Source organism: Hymenobacter frigidus (assembly GCF_014640435.1).
Lineage (GTDB): Bacteria > Bacteroidota > Bacteroidia > Cytophagales > Hymenobacteraceae > Hymenobacter > Hymenobacter frigidus.
In genome coordinates this window covers 39785-58111 of sequence record NZ_BMGY01000017.1, presented here as the reverse complement: position 1 = coordinate 58111, position 18327 = coordinate 39785, and the positions used below count along the sequence as shown (strand labels likewise).

General features: G+C 58.9%; 18 protein-coding genes. 7 read left to right on the top strand and 11 right to left on the bottom strand.

The features are described 5' to 3' along the window. Positions 1-78: 78 nt before the first annotated feature. The gene (gene nfi, locus IEW17_RS10835) at positions 79-768 is read left to right on the top strand and encodes a deoxyribonuclease V (RefSeq protein ID WP_188562059.1); all 690 of its coding nucleotides are present in this window, start codon (positions 79-81) and stop codon (positions 766-768) included. On the opposite strand, the gene IEW17_RS10830 is transcribed toward nfi, so the two are convergent. After that, positions 749-1684 carry a glutamate--tRNA ligase family protein gene (locus IEW17_RS10830; protein ID WP_188562058.1) on the bottom strand — a complete coding sequence of 312 codons (936 nt, stop codon included), beginning with the start codon at positions 1682-1684 and terminating at the stop codon, positions 749-751. The two genes, nfi and IEW17_RS10830, sit on opposite strands and share 20 nt — an antisense overlap. After that, positions 1672-2064, bottom strand: coding sequence for a VOC family protein (locus tag IEW17_RS10825; protein WP_188562057.1), 393 nt, complete (start codon positions 2062-2064; stop codon positions 1672-1674). The genes IEW17_RS10830 and IEW17_RS10825 overlap by 13 nt, the downstream gene beginning before the upstream one ends. A gap of 191 nt (positions 2065-2255) precedes the next feature. On the opposite strand from IEW17_RS10825, the gene IEW17_RS10820 reads away from it, so the two are divergent. The 3 genes from IEW17_RS10820 to IEW17_RS10810 all read left to right on the top strand — a co-directional run bounded on the left by IEW17_RS10820 (position 2256) and on the right by IEW17_RS10810 (position 6035). Next, a complete protein-coding gene (locus IEW17_RS10820) occupies positions 2256-3722 on the top strand; it encodes a complex I subunit 4 family protein (RefSeq protein WP_188562056.1) in 1467 nt (488 codons plus the stop codon). Between the two features lie 108 nt (positions 3723-3830). Beyond that, the gene (locus tag IEW17_RS10815; RefSeq protein ID WP_188562055.1) at positions 3831-5231 is read left to right on the top strand and encodes an NADH-quinone oxidoreductase subunit N; all 1401 of its coding nucleotides are present in this window, start codon (positions 3831-3833) and stop codon (positions 5229-5231) included. 195 nt (positions 5232-5426) lie between these two features. Then, positions 5427-6035, top strand: a complete 609-nt coding sequence (locus IEW17_RS10810) for a M15 family metallopeptidase (protein WP_188562054.1) — start codon at positions 5427-5429, stop codon at positions 6033-6035. A gap of 65 nt (positions 6036-6100) precedes the next feature. On the opposite strand, the gene IEW17_RS10805 is transcribed toward IEW17_RS10810, so the two are convergent. The 6 genes from IEW17_RS10805 to purH form a co-directional block, all read right to left on the bottom strand. Next, entirely contained in the window at positions 6101-6817 is a 717-nt protein-coding gene (locus IEW17_RS10805) for a 3-ketoacyl-ACP reductase (protein ID WP_188562053.1), read from the bottom strand. A gap of 232 nt (positions 6818-7049) precedes the next feature. After that, positions 7050-8909 (bottom strand): penicillin-binding protein 2, encoded by a 1860-nt coding sequence (gene mrdA / locus IEW17_RS10800; protein ID WP_188562052.1) that lies wholly within the window; start codon positions 8907-8909, stop codon positions 7050-7052. 128 nt (positions 8910-9037) lie between these two features. Then, positions 9038-9532: a hypothetical protein gene (locus IEW17_RS10795; protein WP_229748947.1), complete on the bottom strand. Its 495-nt coding sequence runs from the start codon at positions 9530-9532 to the stop codon at positions 9038-9040. Positions 9533-9561: 29 nt separating this feature from the next. Beyond that, positions 9562-10500 carry a rod shape-determining protein MreC gene (mreC, locus tag IEW17_RS10790; protein WP_188562050.1) on the bottom strand — a complete coding sequence of 313 codons (939 nt, stop codon included), beginning with the start codon at positions 10498-10500 and terminating at the stop codon, positions 9562-9564. 162 nt (positions 10501-10662) lie between these two features. Further along, on the bottom strand, positions 10663-11688 hold the full coding sequence (locus IEW17_RS10785; protein ID WP_188562049.1) for a rod shape-determining protein: 1026 nt from the start codon (positions 11686-11688) through the stop codon (positions 10663-10665). Positions 11689-11859: 171 nt separating this feature from the next. Next, positions 11860-13395 (bottom strand): bifunctional phosphoribosylaminoimidazolecarboxamide formyltransferase/IMP cyclohydrolase, encoded by a 1536-nt coding sequence (gene purH, locus IEW17_RS10780; RefSeq protein WP_188562048.1) that lies wholly within the window; start codon positions 13393-13395, stop codon positions 11860-11862. Between the two features lie 206 nt (positions 13396-13601). Here purH and IEW17_RS10775 point away from each other — a divergent pair, with 206 nt between their 5' ends. After that, positions 13602-13784: a hypothetical protein gene (locus IEW17_RS10775; protein WP_188562047.1), complete on the top strand. Its 183-nt coding sequence runs from the start codon at positions 13602-13604 to the stop codon at positions 13782-13784. A gap of 128 nt (positions 13785-13912) precedes the next feature. Here IEW17_RS10775 and IEW17_RS10770 read toward each other — a convergent pair whose 3' ends face one another. The 3 genes from IEW17_RS10770 to IEW17_RS10760 all read right to left on the bottom strand — a co-directional run bounded on the left by IEW17_RS10770 (position 13913) and on the right by IEW17_RS10760 (position 16031). Then, positions 13913-15145 carry a BamA/TamA family outer membrane protein gene (locus tag IEW17_RS10770; RefSeq protein WP_188562046.1) on the bottom strand — a complete coding sequence of 411 codons (1233 nt, stop codon included), beginning with the start codon at positions 15143-15145 and terminating at the stop codon, positions 13913-13915. Positions 15146-15261: 116 nt separating this feature from the next. Then, a complete protein-coding gene (locus tag IEW17_RS10765) occupies positions 15262-15582 on the bottom strand; it encodes a (2Fe-2S) ferredoxin domain-containing protein (protein WP_188562045.1) in 321 nt (106 codons plus the stop codon). 59 nt (positions 15583-15641) lie between these two features. Then, complete coding sequence (locus IEW17_RS10760) at positions 15642-16031, bottom strand: ArsR/SmtB family transcription factor (RefSeq protein ID WP_188562044.1); 390 nt, start codon at positions 16029-16031, stop codon at positions 15642-15644. A gap of 112 nt (positions 16032-16143) precedes the next feature. Between IEW17_RS10760 and IEW17_RS10755 the strand changes: the two genes are divergently transcribed. Beyond that, positions 16144-16833: a carboxypeptidase-like regulatory domain-containing protein gene (locus IEW17_RS10755; RefSeq protein ID WP_188562043.1), complete on the top strand. Its 690-nt coding sequence runs from the start codon at positions 16144-16146 to the stop codon at positions 16831-16833. Positions 16834-16921: 88 nt separating this feature from the next. Continuing rightward, a complete protein-coding gene (locus IEW17_RS10750) occupies positions 16922-18301 on the top strand; it encodes an NAD(P)/FAD-dependent oxidoreductase (protein WP_188562042.1) in 1380 nt (459 codons plus the stop codon). Positions 18302-18327 lie beyond the last annotated feature (26 nt).

The window sequence follows — 18327 nt, the reverse complement described above, 5'->3', positions numbered from 1 at the left end:
GTACCAGCCGTGTACGTCCGGCGTCGCCGGAAGATACCACAGCCGCTCATTCGTTCCTTTTCCGCCGCCACCTCGCTCATGGCCTACTACCGCCCGCCCAGCCCCCCACCCGACCCCGCCCTCGTCCGCAGCCTCACCCAACAGCAGCACGACATGCGCCAGCGCGTGCGCACCGAGCCCCTAACACGGGAGCCGCACCTCATTGCCGGCTGCGACTCCTCGTTTCCCACCCCCGACACGATTTTATCGGTGTTCGTAGTGCTGAAATTTCCTTCGTTGGAACTGGTAGAGAAGGTCTACAACTACGGTCCCGTAGACATGCCTTACGTGCCGGGCTTTCTGTCCTTCCGCGAAGCGCCAAACGTTATTCACGCCTTCGCCAAGCTCGAAAACAAGCCCGACGTGATTATGGTCGACGGCCACGGCATTGCGCATCCGCGCCGCATGGGCATTGCCGCGCACCTCGGCGTGCTCCTCGACGTGCCCACGTTCGGCGTAGCCAAGCAGAAGCTGACGGGCACCTTTGTGGAGCCTGGCAATGAGCGCGGGAGTATTTCGCCCCTCACCGACGCCAAAACCGGTGAGCTGATTGGCGAAGTCATCCGGAGTAAAGACAAGGTGCTGCCGCTGTTCGTGAGCCCCGGCCACCGCTGCGACCAAGCCACGGCCACCCGCCTCACACTGGCCTGCCTGCGCGGCTACAAGCTGCCCGAACCCACGCGGCTGGCTGATTATTGGGCCGAACAGTTCAAGAAGGAGGTGCGGTAGCAGCTTCCGGAGGGAGGTACTGGTCAAAGGATTGTCGCAGCGTTTCGATGGTTTCGGCAGCGGCGTCCGGCAACTGTAGCAGCTTCGCAACAGCTTGAAATACTGCCTGCTTGCCCTGCGCCTGCGCCATTACGCCCGCATCTAACGGCAGCTGCTGCGATTTGGACAGCTTCTGCCCGGCCGCATCAGTCAGCAGCGGGTGGTGAAAAAGCTGAATCCGTGCCGCATTGAAAGCCGCGGTTTCGGAAAGCTGCGCCGCCAGCCAGAGCTGCGCGGCGGTGCTGGGCTGCAAATCCAGGCCACGCACTACCAGCGTGGTACCGAGTCGCAAATCATCGACCACCGATGCTACCTGGTAAGCGGCCACGCCGTCTTTTTTGCGGACAACAAAATCCGGCATCAGCGCATCGAGCGGGACATTGATTCTGCCTTGCCAGGCATCGTTGAAGGAAATGGTAGTACCAGCGGGCACGTGCGCCCGCCACGCCACGCCCGGCGTTTCGAGCGGGACGACAGCCTCGGCGACGTTGGTACGCGAGCGGGTGCTGGCCCGCACCAAACCCGGCCGCTGAGCCAGCCGGCGCAGTATGGCGTTATACTCGGGCAGATGCAGCAGCTGCGAATGACGGCGCAAGAAGTCGTCGGGGCCGCTGGGGCCGTGGTCATAATCAATCCCGAGCCAGTCGATGACGCGAAAGATATTCTCCAGGTAGGCCGGGCGCAGACGGGTGCGGTCCAGGTCGTCAATTCTAAGGTGCAGCACGCCACCGGCCCGGCCGGGCACGACCCGCCGCGTGAGCAGCCAGGTGAGCACGAAGTTCACGGCATTGCCAATGTGCAGGTAGCCGCTGGGCGTGGGCGCCAGGCGCGAAACAACGGCTGCTGCCGGCGTATGTGTTTGCGCTACAGGTTCCATTCGGCTTGCTGTAGCACCACGCGGTAGCCGTCGGGGTCTTCAAAAGTGCAGCCTCGCTGGTCCCAATACGAGTTGTAGGCCGGCACGGGCGCAAAGCCAGCGGCGGCCATGCGCCGCACAGCGGCTTGCCATTCCGCTGCATCGGGCAGGTAAAATACCAGCAGGTTATCAGCGGTTGGGGCACGCCCCACGGTGTGACCAGGCTGATGCGTAAATTCCAGATGATACGGTGCCTGGGGGTGGCCCAGCATCACGCCATCGAAACCGTTGTGAGCGGTGAAGTCCGTTAGCTTCGCCAGGCCCAACCCCTCGCAGTAAAAACGAAGCAAGGCCGGCAGCCTGTCGGTGGGACGGCCCACGCGCAGTTTGGCAAGAGTCATGAAACAGCAGCTTTTGGATTGGTCCAAATGTAACTGCGAGCCGCCTGGCTGTAGGCCCCCAACCACGGCGCAGGACGGAGTTGCCCGCATAATCCGGCGCGAGGCGCGGTGCCTTGCCAGGCATTGCGTAAGTTTGCGGTCAATTTGCGGGCCGGTTTCCCGGCTCCGCTGCTGCCCTCCTGTTCTTGCCGATGCTGACTGCTGTCCTGCTTTTCCTTCCTCTAGCCGCCGCCCTGCTGCTGCTTTTCACCAAGGGAGCCGCCACCCGCACCCTCGCGCTGGGGGCCTCGCTTCTCGAATTTGGCCTTGCGGTGTACGCCGCCTTCGCTTTCAAAACCACCGGCTCGGCCAGTTTCAACCTCAACTACCACTGGATTCCTTCCGCCGGCATCAACTTCCACATCGGGCTCGACGGCCTCAGCCTGTTGCTGGTGCTGCTCACCACCTTCCTGGTTCCGCTGATATTGCTAAGCGCGTTCAAGCACAACTACGACAACTCCTCCAGCTTCTACGCCCTTGTACTGTTTATGCAAACGGGCCTGCTGGGCGTGTTTGTGTCGCTCGATGCCTTCCTGTTCTACTTCTTCTGGGAAGTTGCCCTGATTCCGATTTACTTCCTGGCCGGGGCTTGGGGCGGCGAACGCCGCGTGGCCGTCACCCTCAAGTTTTTCCTCTACACCGTGGTGGGCTCGCTGCTGATGCTGGCCGGCTTCGTGTACCTGTATTTGCAAACCGGCCCCGCCGCCGGCTCCCTGGCCCAGCACTCCTCGGAGCTTTCGGCCTTCTATAACCTCAAACTGAGCGCCTCGGAGCAGTCGTGGCTGTTCTGGCTGATTTTCGCGGCCTTCGCCGTGAAGATGCCCATCTTCCCCTTCCACACCTGGCAGCCCGATACTTACACCGAAGCCCCCGCCCCCGCCACCATGCTGCTCGCGGGCATCATGCTGAAAATGGGTATCTACGGCACCCTGCGCTGGTTGCTGCCCGTGGTGCCGCTCGGCGTGAGCCAGTGGCAAAAACCGGTTATCATCCTCGCCGTCATTGGCGTTATCTACGGGGCCATCATCGCCATCCGGCAGCGCGATATGAAGCGCCTCATCGCCTACTCATCCCTCTCCCACGTTGGTTTGATGGCGGCCGGCGTGTTCTCGCTCACCCAAATCGGCCTGCAAGGCGCGGTCATCCAGATGCTGGCTCACGGCGTGAACGTGGTCGGCATGTTCTTCGTCGCCGACGCCATCGAGCGCCGCACCGGCACCCGCTTCATCCCCGATTTGGGCGGCCTCACCCGCCGCACGCCCATCCTGTCGGTGTGCTTTCTGGTGATGCTGCTCAGCACCGTGGCCCTGCCCCTCACGGGCGGCTTCGTGGGCGAATTCCTGCTGCTGGCCGGCGTGTACCAATACAACGCCTGGGTCGGGGCCATTGCCGGCCTCACCATCATTTTCTCGGCCGTGTACCTGCTGCGCATGTTCCAGCGCGTGATGCTCGGCCCCGATTCCTCATTTTCCGAAACCATCACCGACCTCACCGGCGGCGAGTTGCTGATTCTGGCGCCGCTCATGGTGCTGGTGTTCTGGCTAGGCCTGTTCCCGGGCTTGTTCCTGAGCTTGTCGGAGCCAGCCGTGACCAATATCCTGGGGCTGGTTGGCCGGTAGAACAGCCTTGTTATTGGCGATAAAAAGGAACGTCATGCTTCGACTTCGCTCAGCATGACGTTCGGTTAGCTTAAAAGCCCGACCAACGTTCTTATTTGAAGTTACCACATGACCTCCATCATTCTCCTCTCCGTCTTCGGCATCCTCAACCTGTTCCTGGGCTTTCTGCGCTCGAATAAGGTGCTGCTGCCCGGTGCCATGCTGCTGCTGCTGGCCGTATTCGGGGCCAACTACGCCGACTGGAACGTCGTCCACGCGCCGTATTTCAACAACATGCTGGTGGTGGACAACTACACGGTAGCCTTCACGGGCATCGTGCTACTGACCACTATTTTGCTGCTGCCCTTCTCGCGCAGCTACGTGGTATCGGGCGAAACCAATCTGGCTGAATACTACGCCTTGCTGCTTTTCTCGCTGGTGGGTGCCATTATGATGGTCGGCTACGACCACCTGCTGATGCTCTTCGTGGGCATCGAAATCCTGAGCATTTGCATGTACGTACTGGCCGGCAGCAACAAGCGCGACTCGCGCTCGAACGAGGCCGCCCTGAAGTACTTCCTGATGGGCGCGTTTGCCACCGGCATCCTGCTCTTTGGCGTGGCGCTGCTCTACGGCGCTACCGGCACCTTCGCGCTCTCGCGGCTGGCCGCCGCCGTGGCCAACCCGGCCAACGCTACCCTGCAGCCCATGCTCTACATCGGCATTCTGATGATGATTATCGGCATTGGTTTCAAGGTATCGGCCGCGCCGTTCCACTTCTGGACGCCCGACGTGTACGAGGGCACACCTACCTTCTTCACCGCCTTCATGAGCACCGTGGTGAAAACGGCTGGTTTCGCCGCTTTTCTCAAGCTGCTGGCCGTGGCCCTGCCCGCCGCCCAGGGTTTCTGGATGCCCACCATTCAGGCCATGTGCGCCCTCACCCTCCTGCTCGGCAACGTGGGTGCGGCGGCCCAAACCAACACCAAACGCATGCTGGCCTACTCCAGCGTGAGCCACGCCGGCTACCTGCTTATCGGCCTCGTGGCCAGCAAAGGCATGCTCACCGGCGATGCCGCCAGCGGCATTTTCTTCTACTCGCTGGCTTATTCCATTGCCACAGTAGCGGCCTTCGGCGTGCTGAAACTAGTGGCTGAACACCGCCAGGATGACTCCTACGCCGGCCTCAACGGCTTGGGCAAAACCAATCCGCTGCTGGCCTTCACCATGACGGTGGCCATGCTCTCGCTGGCCGGCATTCCGCTCACGGGCGGCTTTTTCGGCAAGTTTTTCCTGCTGGCCGCCGCCGTGGGCCAGGGCTATATCGGCCTCGTGGTGTTTGCCGTCGTCATGAGCATGGTGGGCTTGTATTACTACCTGCGCCCCATCATCGCCATGTATATGCAGCCCGCTCCGGCCGATGCCACGCCGGTGCCGGTCGATGGTATCCAAACCGTGACGCTGATAGTGCTGGCTTTGCTGACGATTATACTGGGCATCGCGCCGGGCTTCCTGAGCGGGATTTTGTAAGGCCTTTTGACGACTGAAAAAAGCCTCCTCAACGGAGGCTTTTTTGTTGACCAACGTATCCGCTTTACGTGTATTAAACTCGGATATGTTTTCGAAATTCACCGCTGCATTTCATTGGAATCCAAGCCTTATCACATGCGTACTTCTGAAAATAAATACCTGATATTGCGGAAGTCGTGGGCCTTTTGCGCAGTCATGATAATTAGCAGCTGCGCCGCGAAACCACCCCTCGAAACCGGCGCTTTCAGCCCGTCCGAATTAGTGGAATTGCAGCAGCTCGACCCGACCATTCAATTGGATATCCGGTATGCCACCAGCAAGAATTTTGCGGGTCGTCCGGTCTATTCCGAGGCCCGGGCCTTCCTGCAACGGCCGGCTGCAGAGGCCTTGGTAAAGGTGAATAAAGAATTAGCCCCGCTTGGCTACCGGCTTTTGGTATTCGATGGGTACCGCCCCTGGAGCGTGACCAAGCTATTCTGGGATATTACGCCGAAGCAAAAAAAGGACTTTGTGGCCGACCCGAAAAAAGGCTCACGCCACAACCGTGGCTGCGCCGTGGACCTGAGCCTCTGGAGCATTGCCACCGGGCGTGAAGTGACCATGACCGGGGAATATGATGAGATGAGCCCACGCTCCTACGTTGCTTACGCGGGCGGCACCTCGGAGCAACGGGCCTTGCGCGATTTACTTCGCAGCAAGATGGAGCAACATGGCTTCACCGTACTCCCCGCCGAGTGGTGGCACTTCGACTACAAGGACTGGAAGTCATACCGCATCCAGAACATTCCTTTCAACCAGCTTTAGTGGAACAAAAGCGCCCCCGCAACTCACGTTACGGGGGCGCTTTTGGATTTAGCAAGTTGCCGTAATTACGGATTAGTCGACCACATGCCCGCCTCTTTAATAAAAATTCGGCGGTTCAGTTTCAATTGCGACACCATGAATTCGGCCAAATCCTCGGGCTGCATCACCTTCTCGGGGTTGCCATCGGTGAGCTTGTTTTCCAAAGCCAGGGGCGTTGCCACGGTGCTGGGCGTGAGCACCGACACGCGGATGTTGTGCTTGCGCACCTCCTGCATCAGGGACTCGGTGAGGCCCATAACGGCGAATTTGGAGGCGCTGTAGGCGCTGCTGCCAGCGGCGGCCCGCTGGCCGGAAGTAGAAGAAATATTGATAATATCGCCGGTCTGGCGCGCAATCATCACGGGCAGCACGGCGCGGGTCACGTAGTACGTGCCCATCAGGTTCACCTGAATGATGTGCTCCCACTGCTCGGGCTCCATCTCCAGGAACTTGGCGAAGCTGCCGATGCCGGCGTTGTTGATGAGGATGTCAATCGGGCCCAGCTCCTGATGAATTTTAGCCACGGCCACGTTTACGGCGGTGCGGTCGGCCACGTCGGCCACCGTGGTAATCACGGTGCCGCCGGCCGCAATGATTTCGGCCGCTACTTCGCGCAGGTCACTTTCGGTGCGGGCCAGCAGGCCTACGTGCACGCCTTCGGCAGCCAATGCCAGGGCTACGGCGCGGCCGATACCTTTACCAGCGCCGGTTACGAGGGCGACTTTTCCTTGGAGGGATTCCATATTAGTTGAGATTTTGAATGAGGAGGCGTTACAACCCGGATAGGAGGACAATTGTTGAACGTCATGTCGAGCGCAGTCGAGACATCTCGCGTGATTAACTGACCCAATCAATTGATTTACAAACACGCGCGCGATGTCTCGGCTGCGCTCGACATGACGTTCTGTTCTGTTCTGTTCTGTTCTGTTCTGTTCTGTTCTGTACCTGACCAGAGCTAACCCTGCGGTAGCGGGCCTACATCCCGTGCAGGTGCTTGGTAAAGTCGCCGTACATCACCCAATCCTCCCAGCGTTTGCGGTGGGGCGCCACTTTGCCGCGCAGGTACTTCTCTATCATCAGGCCCGCGGCGGGGGCGGCGCTGGTACCCCCAAAACCACTGTTTTCGATGAAAACGGCAATGGCAATTTTGGGGTCGTTAGCTGGGGCGAAGGCGGCGAAGGTGGCGTGGTCGAAGCCGTGCGCGTTTTGCACGGTGCCGGTTTTGCCGGCCACCGAAATGCCGAATTGCGCCAGCGAAGCCAGCCCGCCGGTGCCCCCATTGCCGTCGACTACCATCTCCATGCCGGGGATGATGTGCTTAAATAACGCCGTATCGACAGCTGTGAAGTGCTTTTGCTGGTACTGCGGCAGCGGGCCGCCGTTGCCAATCCCACGCACGAAATGCGGCGTGTAGTACCAGCCCCGATTGGCGATGGTAGCCAGCACGTTGGCCATTTGCAGGCCCGTAATACCAATTTCGCCCTGCCCGATGCTGAGCGAATACACGTTGCGGAAGCTCCAGCGGTGCTGGCGGTTTTCCTTTTTATTGAAGAATTTTTTGTCGTAGAATTCCGGCGAGGGAATAAGACCACGTTTCTCCTGCGACATATCCACCCCCAGCTTTTCGCCGAGGCCGAACGATTTCACCATTTTCTGCCACTGCCCCAGGCCGATGTGGGCATCGTCGTATTTATTGGGGGCCTGCCCACGCACCACCGCCGCCCGCAGCACCTGGTAGAAATAGGGGTTGCAGCTTTGCTTAATGGCAATGCTCACGTTGCGCGGCGGCTCGTGGCGGTGCGTGCAACGCACCAGCTTCTGGTTGCACTCAAAGGACGTACCGGGCGTAACCACGCCCAGTTGCAGCGCCACCAGCTCATTCACCAGCTTAAACACCGAGCCGGGCGGGTACGTGGCCATCAGCGGGCGGTCAAAGAGCGGGCGGTCGGGGTTGTTGAGCAAATCCATGTAGCGGTTGCCTGAGCCCTTGCCCGTGAGCAGCTGCGGCCTGTAGTGCGGCGCCGACACGAAAGCCAGAATTTCGCCCGTTTTCGGGTCGATGGCCACAATGGAGCCCCGCCGGCCGGCCAGCAGCTTCTCGCCGTAGGCCTGCAATTCCGCGTCGATGCTCAGGTGCAAGTCCTGCCCGGCCACGGACAACGTGTCAAACTCGCCGCCCCGAAACTTGCCTTTCTCGATGCCGCGCACGTTCACCATCTTGTACTGCACGCCGCGCCGGCCCATCAGCGTTTCCTCGTAATACGACTCCAGGCCCGATATGCCGATGTTCTCGCCGGAATGGTACTTGGCGTACTTCGGCTTTTCCATAAAAGCCGGCGTGATGGCACCCACGTAGCCCAGGGCGTGGGCCAGGTTATCCATACGGTAAGCCCGGGCCATCCGCGCCTGGATGTGGAAGCCCGGAAAATCCATCAGCTTATCCTGAATTACGGCCAGGTCGGGCGTGGTCAGGTTCTGAACTACGGGCGAGAGCTTATTGCGCGAGTATTTTTTGGCTGCCCGCAGGCTGGCGCGCAGGTCCTCTATCGGAATCTGGAGCAGCGCGCAGAAGCGAGCCGAATCCAGCTGCTTCACTTCGCGGGGCATCACCATCAGGTCGTACACGGGCGTATTCTGCACCAGTAGCTGGTTCTTGCGGTCGTATATCAGGCCTCGGTACGGAATCTGTACCAAGCGCTGCAAGGTATTTCTATCGGCCGCCAGCTTATAGGTGCCATCCAGCACCTGCATGACAAACAGCCGCGTCAGGAAAATGAGGGCCACCGCCAAGAAGATGCCTTGCACCACGTACTTGCGGCCTTCCAGATATTGCATTATTTATTTTTCTGTCATGCTGAGCGCAGTCGAAGCATCTCGCTCGCATCGTTAAACGATTGAATTACTGCTGCGAGCGAGATACTTCGACTGCGCTCAGCATAACGTTCTTTCACTAGAGCAAACCCCTAATTCCGCCCCCGCCGCACTGGATAGAACAGCAGTTGAATAATTAACAACGCCAGTCCGGTGAATAGTGCGCTCACCAGAATTTTACCCAGCGTAATGCCGAAATACAGAAAACTGCCCAGCTCCAGCAGGAAAAATGCCGCATGGTGCAGCAGCACCAGCAGCGTGAGGTATACCCCAAACCACTGCCAGCCCATTTGGTGCACGTTCACGGCGTCGCCGCTGTCGTAGCCATCGCGTGGGGTGAGCAGGCGCAACACCCACGGCCGCATAAAGCCCAGCAACACCGCCGCCGCCGCGTGCAGCCCGCCGGTATCGTAAAAAATATCCATCGTGAGGCCCATCGCAAAAGCCAGCAGCAGCTGCACCACAATGGGCGTGGCCAACGGCAAAAACAGCAGAAAGCCCAAATACAAAAAGCACCAGCCCAAATCGAACAGCACCAGCCGGCTAATCAGCAGCACATGCACGCCCGCATAGAGCCCGAAGCGCAAAATTTGAATCAGAATAAACCGTACGGCGCTCATGGACGGGCCCCTCCTTTCGGCAGAATGCCCGTGTGGACTTCCAGCGTATCGCGCTCGGCTTTGGCCCGATTGGTCACGACGTAAACGTAGGTAAGGTTGGCAAAATTGACGCCCAGCCGCACCCGCACCGTCCAGAAGTTCTTGTCGGGCTCCTTCACAAACGAGTCGATAGTGCCGATAAACACGCCCTCGGGGAATACTGAATTGTAGCTTGAGGTGACTATCGTGTCGCCTTTCTGCAGTTTGGTTTCGCGCAGCACGTTGTCGAGCAAGGCGTGCGTCGGGTCTTCGCCCAGCCAGCGGATGGTGCCAAACGTGCCATCGCGCTTGATTTTAGAAGCAATGCTGGTTTTAGAGTGCAGCAGACTGGTGACGGTGGCATAATGCTCGCTCACCACTTTCACCCGGCCTACTACTCCGCCGGCCGCTACCACACCCAAGCCGGGACGCACGCCATTGACGCTTCCGACATTCAGGGTGATGTAGTTATCCACATTATGGAGCATATTGTTGATAACTCGGGCCGGAGTTAGTGGATAACTCGGGTCGCGGGCGGGTAAGCGCTGCTGGCCGAGCAGCAGCGTATCGGGCCGGGTGGCCGGCCGCTGGTAGCGCACGCGCCGCAACGAATCGGTTCGGGCCGGGGGCACTGCCACCGTGTCGGCCTCGCGTCGCACGGAGTCAGCCGGATATAGCTGCTGACGGAGGATGGCATTCTCAGCGGCCAGCTGCTGGTTCATCTCGGCCAAGTGGAAATAGTCGATTACCTGCGTGCGCCGGTTCAGCACTACTCCCGCGTACTTGTTTGCCGAATTAAAAAAGGCGGCCCGCTGATAGGAATTATTCGTAATAAATAAATACAGGCTAATTATTTCTAATAAGCCAAATACCAGTGCCCCCCGAAAACGAAATAGGAAAATAAATAAATTCCGCACGGAGGTTAATTGAATTAATTACGAGCGAATCGTAAAAGAACGTCATACTGAGCTTGTCGAAGCATCTCTACCGCTTCGTTGTGGGAGCAATTAATTACTCTCATGGTAGAGATGCTTCGACAAGCTCAGTATGACGTTCTACTTATTAATCCCTGTCTTAAATTATGTCAGCAATACGCCTTTAAAGGCCTGAATATCCTTAATAGCCTTGCCTGTGCCGCGCACCACGGCGCGCAGCGGGTCTTCGGCAATGTGAATCGGCAGCTTGGTTTTGGCGGCCAGGCGCTTGTCCAAACCACGCAGCAGCGCACCGCCACCGGTGAGATGAATACCGTTCTCGTAAATATCGGCCGACAATTCGGGGGGTGAAATTTCGAGGGCTTTTAATACCGCTTCCTCAATTTTTGCCACCGATTTATCGAGAGCAATGGCAATTTCCGAGAACGTCACTCTAATAACCTTCGGAATACCCGTCATCAGGTCGCGGCCACGTACTTCGTGGTCGGGTGGCGGCACGTCGAGCTCGGTGAGCGCGGCACCTACTTCAATCTTGATGCGCTCGGCCGAGCGCTCGCCGATGAGCAGGTTGTGCTGCCGGCGCATGTAGTCGAGAATATCCTGGTTGAAGACGTCACCGGCCGTTTTAATGGATTGGTCGCATACGATGCCCGACAGCGCAATGACCGCGATTTCGGTGGTGCCGCCCCCGATGTCGATAATCATCGAGCCCACGGGCTGCTGCACGTCGATACCGATGCCGATGGCGGCGGCCATGGGCTCCTGAATCATCCACACTTCCTTGGCCCCGGCGTGCTCGGCGGAGTCACGCACAGCGCGTTTCTCTACTTCGGTAATGCCCGACGGGATGCAGATGACCATGCGGTGCGAGGGCTGAAACAGCCGTTTGCGCGTGTCAATCATCTTAATCATGCCCTTAATCATTTCCTCGGCGGCGTGGAAATCGGCAATTACTCCGTCTTTCAGCGGGCGAATGGTGCGGATATTATCGTGCGTTTTCTCGTGCATCTGCTGGGCTTGGCGGCCCACGGCGATGACTTTATTCGTAGTTCGGTCTTTGGCGATGATGCTCGGCTCGTCCACCACGATTTTGTCGTTGTGAATGATGAGCGTATTGGCCGTGCCCAGGTCAATGGCGATGTCGCTGGTCAGGAAATTAAAGAAACCCATAGCGTTAGCTGCAATAAGACGGAGTCCGGATTCTGAGCCGGACAGAATAATGCGCAAAGGTACGGAAGGTTTGGGCCGGCATGATGAACGGAGTTATGGCATTGCAGAAATGAACTGCGTCTGTCGTTGCGAGGAGGCCCGACGAAGCAACGACAGACCTACCTGCTTGCCCTAGTGCTTGAAGTGCCGCACGCCGGTCAGCACCATGGTCATGCCCAACTCGTCGCAGGCCCGGATGGTATCGGCGTCTTTGATGGAGCCGCCGGGCTGCACCACGGCGCGAATGCCAGCCGCGCCAGCAATTTCCACGCAGTCGGAGAAGGGGAAGAAGGCATCGGAAGCCATCACGGCCCCGTGCAGGTCGAAGCCGAAGGCGCGGGCTTTCTCAATGGCTTGGCGCAGGGCATCAACGCGGCTGGTCTGGCCCACGCCGGAGGCCAGGAGCTGGCCGGCGCGGGCCAGCACGATGGTGTTGCTCTTGGTGTGCTTACAGATTTTGCCGGCGAACACCAGCGCGGCCGTTTCCTCCACCGTGGGGGCCGATTGGGTTACGGTGCGAAAATCGGCGGCGGTTTCGGTCTGGCGGTCGGCATCCTGCTCGATGATGCCATTGAGCAGCGTTTTGACTTGCTTCTTCGGAAACTCAACCGGCTTTTGCAGCAGCAGAATGCGGTTTTTCTTGCTTTGAAGCACGGGCAAGGCCTCGGCGGCGAAGCTGGGCGCAATCAGCACTTCGAAGAATAGCTGGTTCAGCTCGGCGGCGGTGGCCGCATCTACTTCTTTGTTGACGATGATGACGCCGCCAAAGGCGGACGTTGGGTCACAGCTCAGCGCATTCACGTAAGCCTCGCGGAGCGTGGCGGCCTGGGCCACGCCGCAGGCGTTGGTGTGCTTGAGGATGGCGCAGGCGGGCTCGCCGTCGGTGAATTCGGCCATGAGGGCCACGGCCGCGTCTACGTCCACCAGGTTATTGTAGCTGAGCTGCTTGCCGTGAAGCTGGTCAAACAGTGCGGTGAGGTCGCCGTAGAACGTGCCGGCCTGGTGCGGGTTTTCGCCGTAGCGGAGCGGAGTGGCGGGCTGAGCGCTCAGGCGCAGAGCGGTGCCGGCCACAGCGGTGTCCTGGCTCACGTACTTAAAAATCTCGGTGTCGTAGTGCGAAGTAGTGGCGAAGGCGGCAGCGGCGTACTGCCGGCGGTCGTCGAGGTCGGTAGCGCCATTCTTGGCGATGAGCAGCTCAGTCACGGCCGCGTACTGGTCGCGGCTGCTGATTACCAGCACATCGCGGTAGTTTTTAGCGGCGGCGCGCAGCAGGGAAATGCCTCCAATATCAATCTTCTCGATGACGTCCTGCTCTTGGGCCCCACTAGCTACCGTTTCTTCGAAGGGATACAAATCAACCACCACCAAGTCGATGGGCGGAATGCCGTACTGCTCAGCCTGAGCCAAATCGCCAGCTTCGTGGCGGCGGTGCAAAATCCCACCAAATACCTTGGGATGCAGGGTTTTCACCCGGCCACCGAACACTTCCGGGAAACCCGTCAGGTCCTCCACGGCAATCACCTCGGCGCCCTGCTCTTCCAAAAATTGCTGGGTGCCGCCCGTAGAGTAGAGCGTCACGCCGTGCTGCCTTAGCACCTGCACCAGCGGTGCCAGCCGGTCTTTGTGATACACGGAAAGCAACGCGGCGCGGATGGGGCGGGACGACATAAAACGAGAGTAAAAGCTGGGCATAATTGCCGCCACGAAGGTAAGGCGTGGGTCCGGCGGGCGCTGCCGAACCAGGTTACCGAATTGTTAACACCCTCCGGGAGCCCCTGCCTCCATCAAGATTTACCCGAATACTACACTGGGTTCTGAAGCACAGAAACTTTCCGCCTCTCTGATTCTCAAATATACCAGTTGACCATTTACCCATGCTTTATGCTACTGACGCACAACTGGTAACGCCCAAGGTAAACCGGCCTGCTTTGCCCGAATCGCAGATTATTACTCCTGCCCGAACAGAAGCCGCCGCCGCGAAGCTCGCGCCGCGGCTGTTTACCCAAGCTACCGGCACCGATGTGGAGGGAGCTTTTCCAACGCAGGAGTTCCACTAGCGGCGGGCGGTGGGCCTGCAGATTGGTCTTTTTTTTAACATCGCCAGGCACAAACTCACCTATCCCTACCGCAAAAAAGCCTTTCCTGCGAACAGGAAAGGCTTTTTTGGATTATCGCGGCGTAGCGGTTAAAACGCTTCGCCGATGGCGAAAAGAATGCCCGGCGCGCTGCCAGTACCACCTGCGTAGTCGAGGCGCAAGTTCACCCGGTCGCGCTGCAGAAAGTTGAAGCGAAGGCCTGCTCCACCGGCGTACTTGGTATTGTTGAGGGAAAACTTGTCGACGTACTGACTCACGTTGCCCACGCCACCGAAAACAGCCGCATCGATGCGCCAGAATAGTTTCTGGCGGAGCTCTGCCTGGAACATCACCATCTGGCGGTCGCGGAAGCGCTGCTCGTAAATGCCGCGCAGCAGGTTGGCGTTGTTGTAGAGCGTGCCGCCCAGGTTTGCCCCGATACCCGCCAACTCGCGGAAAGGCACATCGCCGGTGTGGAACTGCCCCAGAAACTGCATCGCCAGAATCGTTTTGGTCGAGCGAATGGGCTGGAAATGACGGGCGTCGAGCTGGTAGCGCACGAAGCGGTAATCAGAACCCAAACCCGTTCCATTAAACGTGGCCCCGAAGTCAAGCAGGCTGCCGCGAAAGGCGGCCAAGGGCACATCGCGGGTGTCGTAGGTGATGACCGGACCGAGGCCCGAAACGCGGGTATCCTGGCGTTGGCGGGGCGTCACGCGCGAATCGGTGTAAAACACATTGGTGCGGTTGTCATCCACGTTCTTCGCTGGTACATCAAGCTTCGTAACGTCGGTGAGGCGGTACTGAGCGCCGAAGAACAGCTTGGGCGCAATCTGTTTTTGCAAGCGCTGATTGATAATCAATAGCTTGTAAGACGTTTCCGACTCATCGGCGCTGACTGATTTTGGACCGGTACCGTAGTAATACAGCAGAATATCATAGGCGCTGATTTCGCCATTGAGGTAGAATTTCTCGCCCGGCGTGTAAATGGAATGCACCAGTTGCAGTAGCGACTGGCCCTTCTGGGTGGTCCAGTACTGCACCCGGGCATTGGAGGGCCGCGTCAGGGTGTCGGCTGAAAAGCGGCCGCTCAACAACGCACCCAAGCCGTAACCGAAGCCTGTTTCGGCCTGATAAAAGATTACCGGAATGGGTAGCAGCGTAAGGGTCTTATTCTTGCCTATTTGCCCAAATGACTTTGGCCCGCCAAGCTGCGCGGCCAAAGGAGCCGGGCCAGGCGCAGTGATAGGAGCAGTATAAACGGAATCGGAGGGGGCGGCCGGCTGAGCGGTGGCACGGAAAGCAAGCCCGGTCAGAAGCAGGGCTGCGAGAGAAAAACGCATGGGAGCGATGAGGTAAAAACTGTTGAATTGCCTTATCAACGGAGAAGGCCCGCCCACGGTTGGCATCCGGGGTGCATTCCGATTTACGCGCCAGCCGACTTTGCTACCGTGTTCAATCATTTATCAATGCACAAGTGCTTTACCACTTTGCCCAGGCCCAGGTGCTGGGCTACTAATTCGGCGGCATCATCGGGGCGCACGTTGCCATACACCGTGCCTTCGGGATAAACAATGAGGGCCGCGCCGTGGCCTTTTTTGCACTGCTTACACAGGTCGAGGCAGTCGCAGGTCTGCACCTGCGTGCGCAGCTTTTCACCGTCGACTACCTGCTTGGCCAATCCTTGGCGCTTCAACTCCTTTTTCAGGGCACGGGCAACCTCGGCCCCGATTCCGGACTTTTGTTTGGTGCACACAAACAGGTGACGGGTGTGGCTCATGCAAGTCGATACGTTAGAATAGGCAGATAGACCGGCCCGTTGGTTTTCCCTGCGGGCGCTTACTCCGGGCCGTGCCAGTGGCGGGTTTGCAGCTTATACGCGGCCAGCTCCCGATTCGACCACAGAGTTTGGTACACTTGCTGGTCGTGCAGGAGCTGGGGGTCTTTTTCCATGAAGGCAAGCAGCTCCTGCACCAATTCGGCCGCCTCTTCCTTGAGAAAATAGTACATCCAGTTATCGAGCCGCCGCACGTTCACCAAACCTGCATTCTTTAAGTACGATAATTGCCTGCTGGTTTTGGTTTGGGTGAAATCCAGCACTTGCTCCAGGTCGGCCACCACCATTTCGTGGTTGCGCCACAGCAAATGCAGGATGCGCACCCGGCTTTCGTCGCCCAAAGATTTAAAAAGTTGCTGCCCAAAAGCAACCGTGAAATGTTTCAAGCGCATCTACTGTCTGGGAAGGGGCGGACGTCCTTCGTTCTTTCCGCCCAAAGTTACCATCGGCGTTACCATCGGCCCCGACCCCAAAGCCGTATATTTGCCTCTCCCTACCCCGAACATGCCTGATTTCTTGCGCCTTCGCCGCTTCTCTTTTCTTTTCGCCCTTGTTTTGCTGGGCGGGCTGCTGCTGGCGGCTCCCAAAGCGCATGCCCAGGGCAAGCGCCGGATTATCCAGTTCACGGGCATTGTGGCCACCGGCGACAGCCTGCTGGGCGTACCCGGCGCTACGGTGTACGTGCCCAAGGCGGGGCGCGGCACGGCTTCCAACGCCTACGGCTACTTCTCGCTGGCCGTGCTGGCCGGCGACAGCATCATCATCCGCTCGCTGGGCTACACCAACTACGTCATCGTTATTCCGCCCGATTACCAGCGGCTGAGCTACTCGGTAGTGGTGCAGCTGCAGGAAGATGCCACCATGCTGGGCGAGGTGCGCGTATTTCCCTACACCACCGAGCGCGACTTCAAAAAGGCGTTTCTGGCCCTGCGCCTGCCCACCGAGCGCGGCAGCGCCGCCGCCGCCAACCTCAACGAGGAACTGATGAACCGCATTTTCCGAACCCAGCCCATGGGCGCGGTGGCCAACTTCCGTCAGACCATGCAGCAGCAGCAGTACAACTACGATGCCCGCCAGGGCATGGGTCCCAGCCGGTATTCCAACAACCCCTTGCTCAACCCCTTCAGCTGGCTGCAGCTGATTCAGCAGGTGAAAAGAGGCGAGTTCAAGAAAAAGAATACCGACGACTATTAATTGGGGGCGGGAGGGCCAGCGTTACGGAATTGGTAACCGCCAACCCGATATTGGAGTTATATGGGTTGTTTGACTCTTCCTTGAACCCATGGACACCAACCTTCCCATTTCGGCGCAACCGCGCGTAGTTATCATCGGCTGCGGCTTTGGCGGCCTGCGGCTGGCCAAGGCCCTGCGTAAGGCTCCCGTGCAGGTGGTGGTTATCGACCGCAATAACTACCACAATTTCCAGCCCCTGCTTTACCAGGTGGCTACCGGGGCCCTGGAGGCCGATAGCATCGCCTACCCCATTCGCAAGATTTTTGCGGGCCAGCCCAATTTCTTCTACCGCATGGCCGATGTGCAGCGGGTCGACCCGGCTCGCAATACGTTGACCACCAGCGTGGGCGACATTCGCTACGACTACCTGGTGCTGGCTACGGGCTCGCTCACCAATTTTTTTGGGCTGGAAAGCATCGAGCGCAATGCCATGCAGATTAAGAGCATTCCGAACGCGCTGAACCTGCGGAGCTACATTTTCCAGAACTTCGAGAAAGCCCTGCTCACCGACGACCCGGCCGCCAAGCAGGCGCTGCTCAATATTGTGGTGGTGGGCGGCGGGCCTACCGGCGTAGAAATCAGCGGCTCGCTGGCCGAAATGCGCAAGCACGTACTGCCGAAAGACTACCCCGAACTGGATTTGCGGGCCATGCAGATTTTCCTGGTCGAGGCCGGAGCCGAATTGCTGGGGCCCATGTCACTGGCTTCGCAGGCCGATGCCAAACGCTACCTGGTGGAGTTGGGCGTAAAAGTCCAGCTCAATACGTCCATCAACAGGTACGAAGATGGCAAGGCTTATTTCTCCGACACGGAGTTTATTCCGACCGAGAACCTGGTGTGGGCGGCTGGTGTGAACGGCGCCGAGGTGCCCGGCCTGCCCCCCGAAGTGGTGGCGCGCAACAAGCGCATCAACGTGAATGGCTGGAACCAAGTGCAGGGCCAGACCAATATTTTCGCCATCGGCGACGTGGCCAACCTGGTGAGCCATGACATGCCCCGCGGCCTGCCCATGCTGGCGCCCGTGGCCCAGCAACAGGCCGACCACTTGGCCGCCAACATTCAGCGCCTGCTGCGCGGCGAAGCACCCAAAGATTTCAAGTACCTCAACAAGGGCGCAATGGCCATTGTGAGCCGCAACAAGGCCGTGGTAGACATGCCCGGCAACATTCACTTCAACGGCATTTTTGGTTGGGCCACCTGGCTGTTTGTGCACCTGATGACGCTGGTGGGCTTCCGTAACAAGGTGGTGGCCTTCGTGGACTGGGCCTTCAGCTACTTCAGTTCCGACCAAGCCCTGCGCCTCATCATTCGGCCCTTCAATCGCAAAGACATGATGGACGACCCCGGCAAAGCCAAAGCCGAGCACCGCACCGCTACGCCCGAGTACACGCCCGCGCCTCCCGCTATTCAAACGCCAGTGAACGCGTAAGGGCATAAAAAAAACGTCTGCCATGC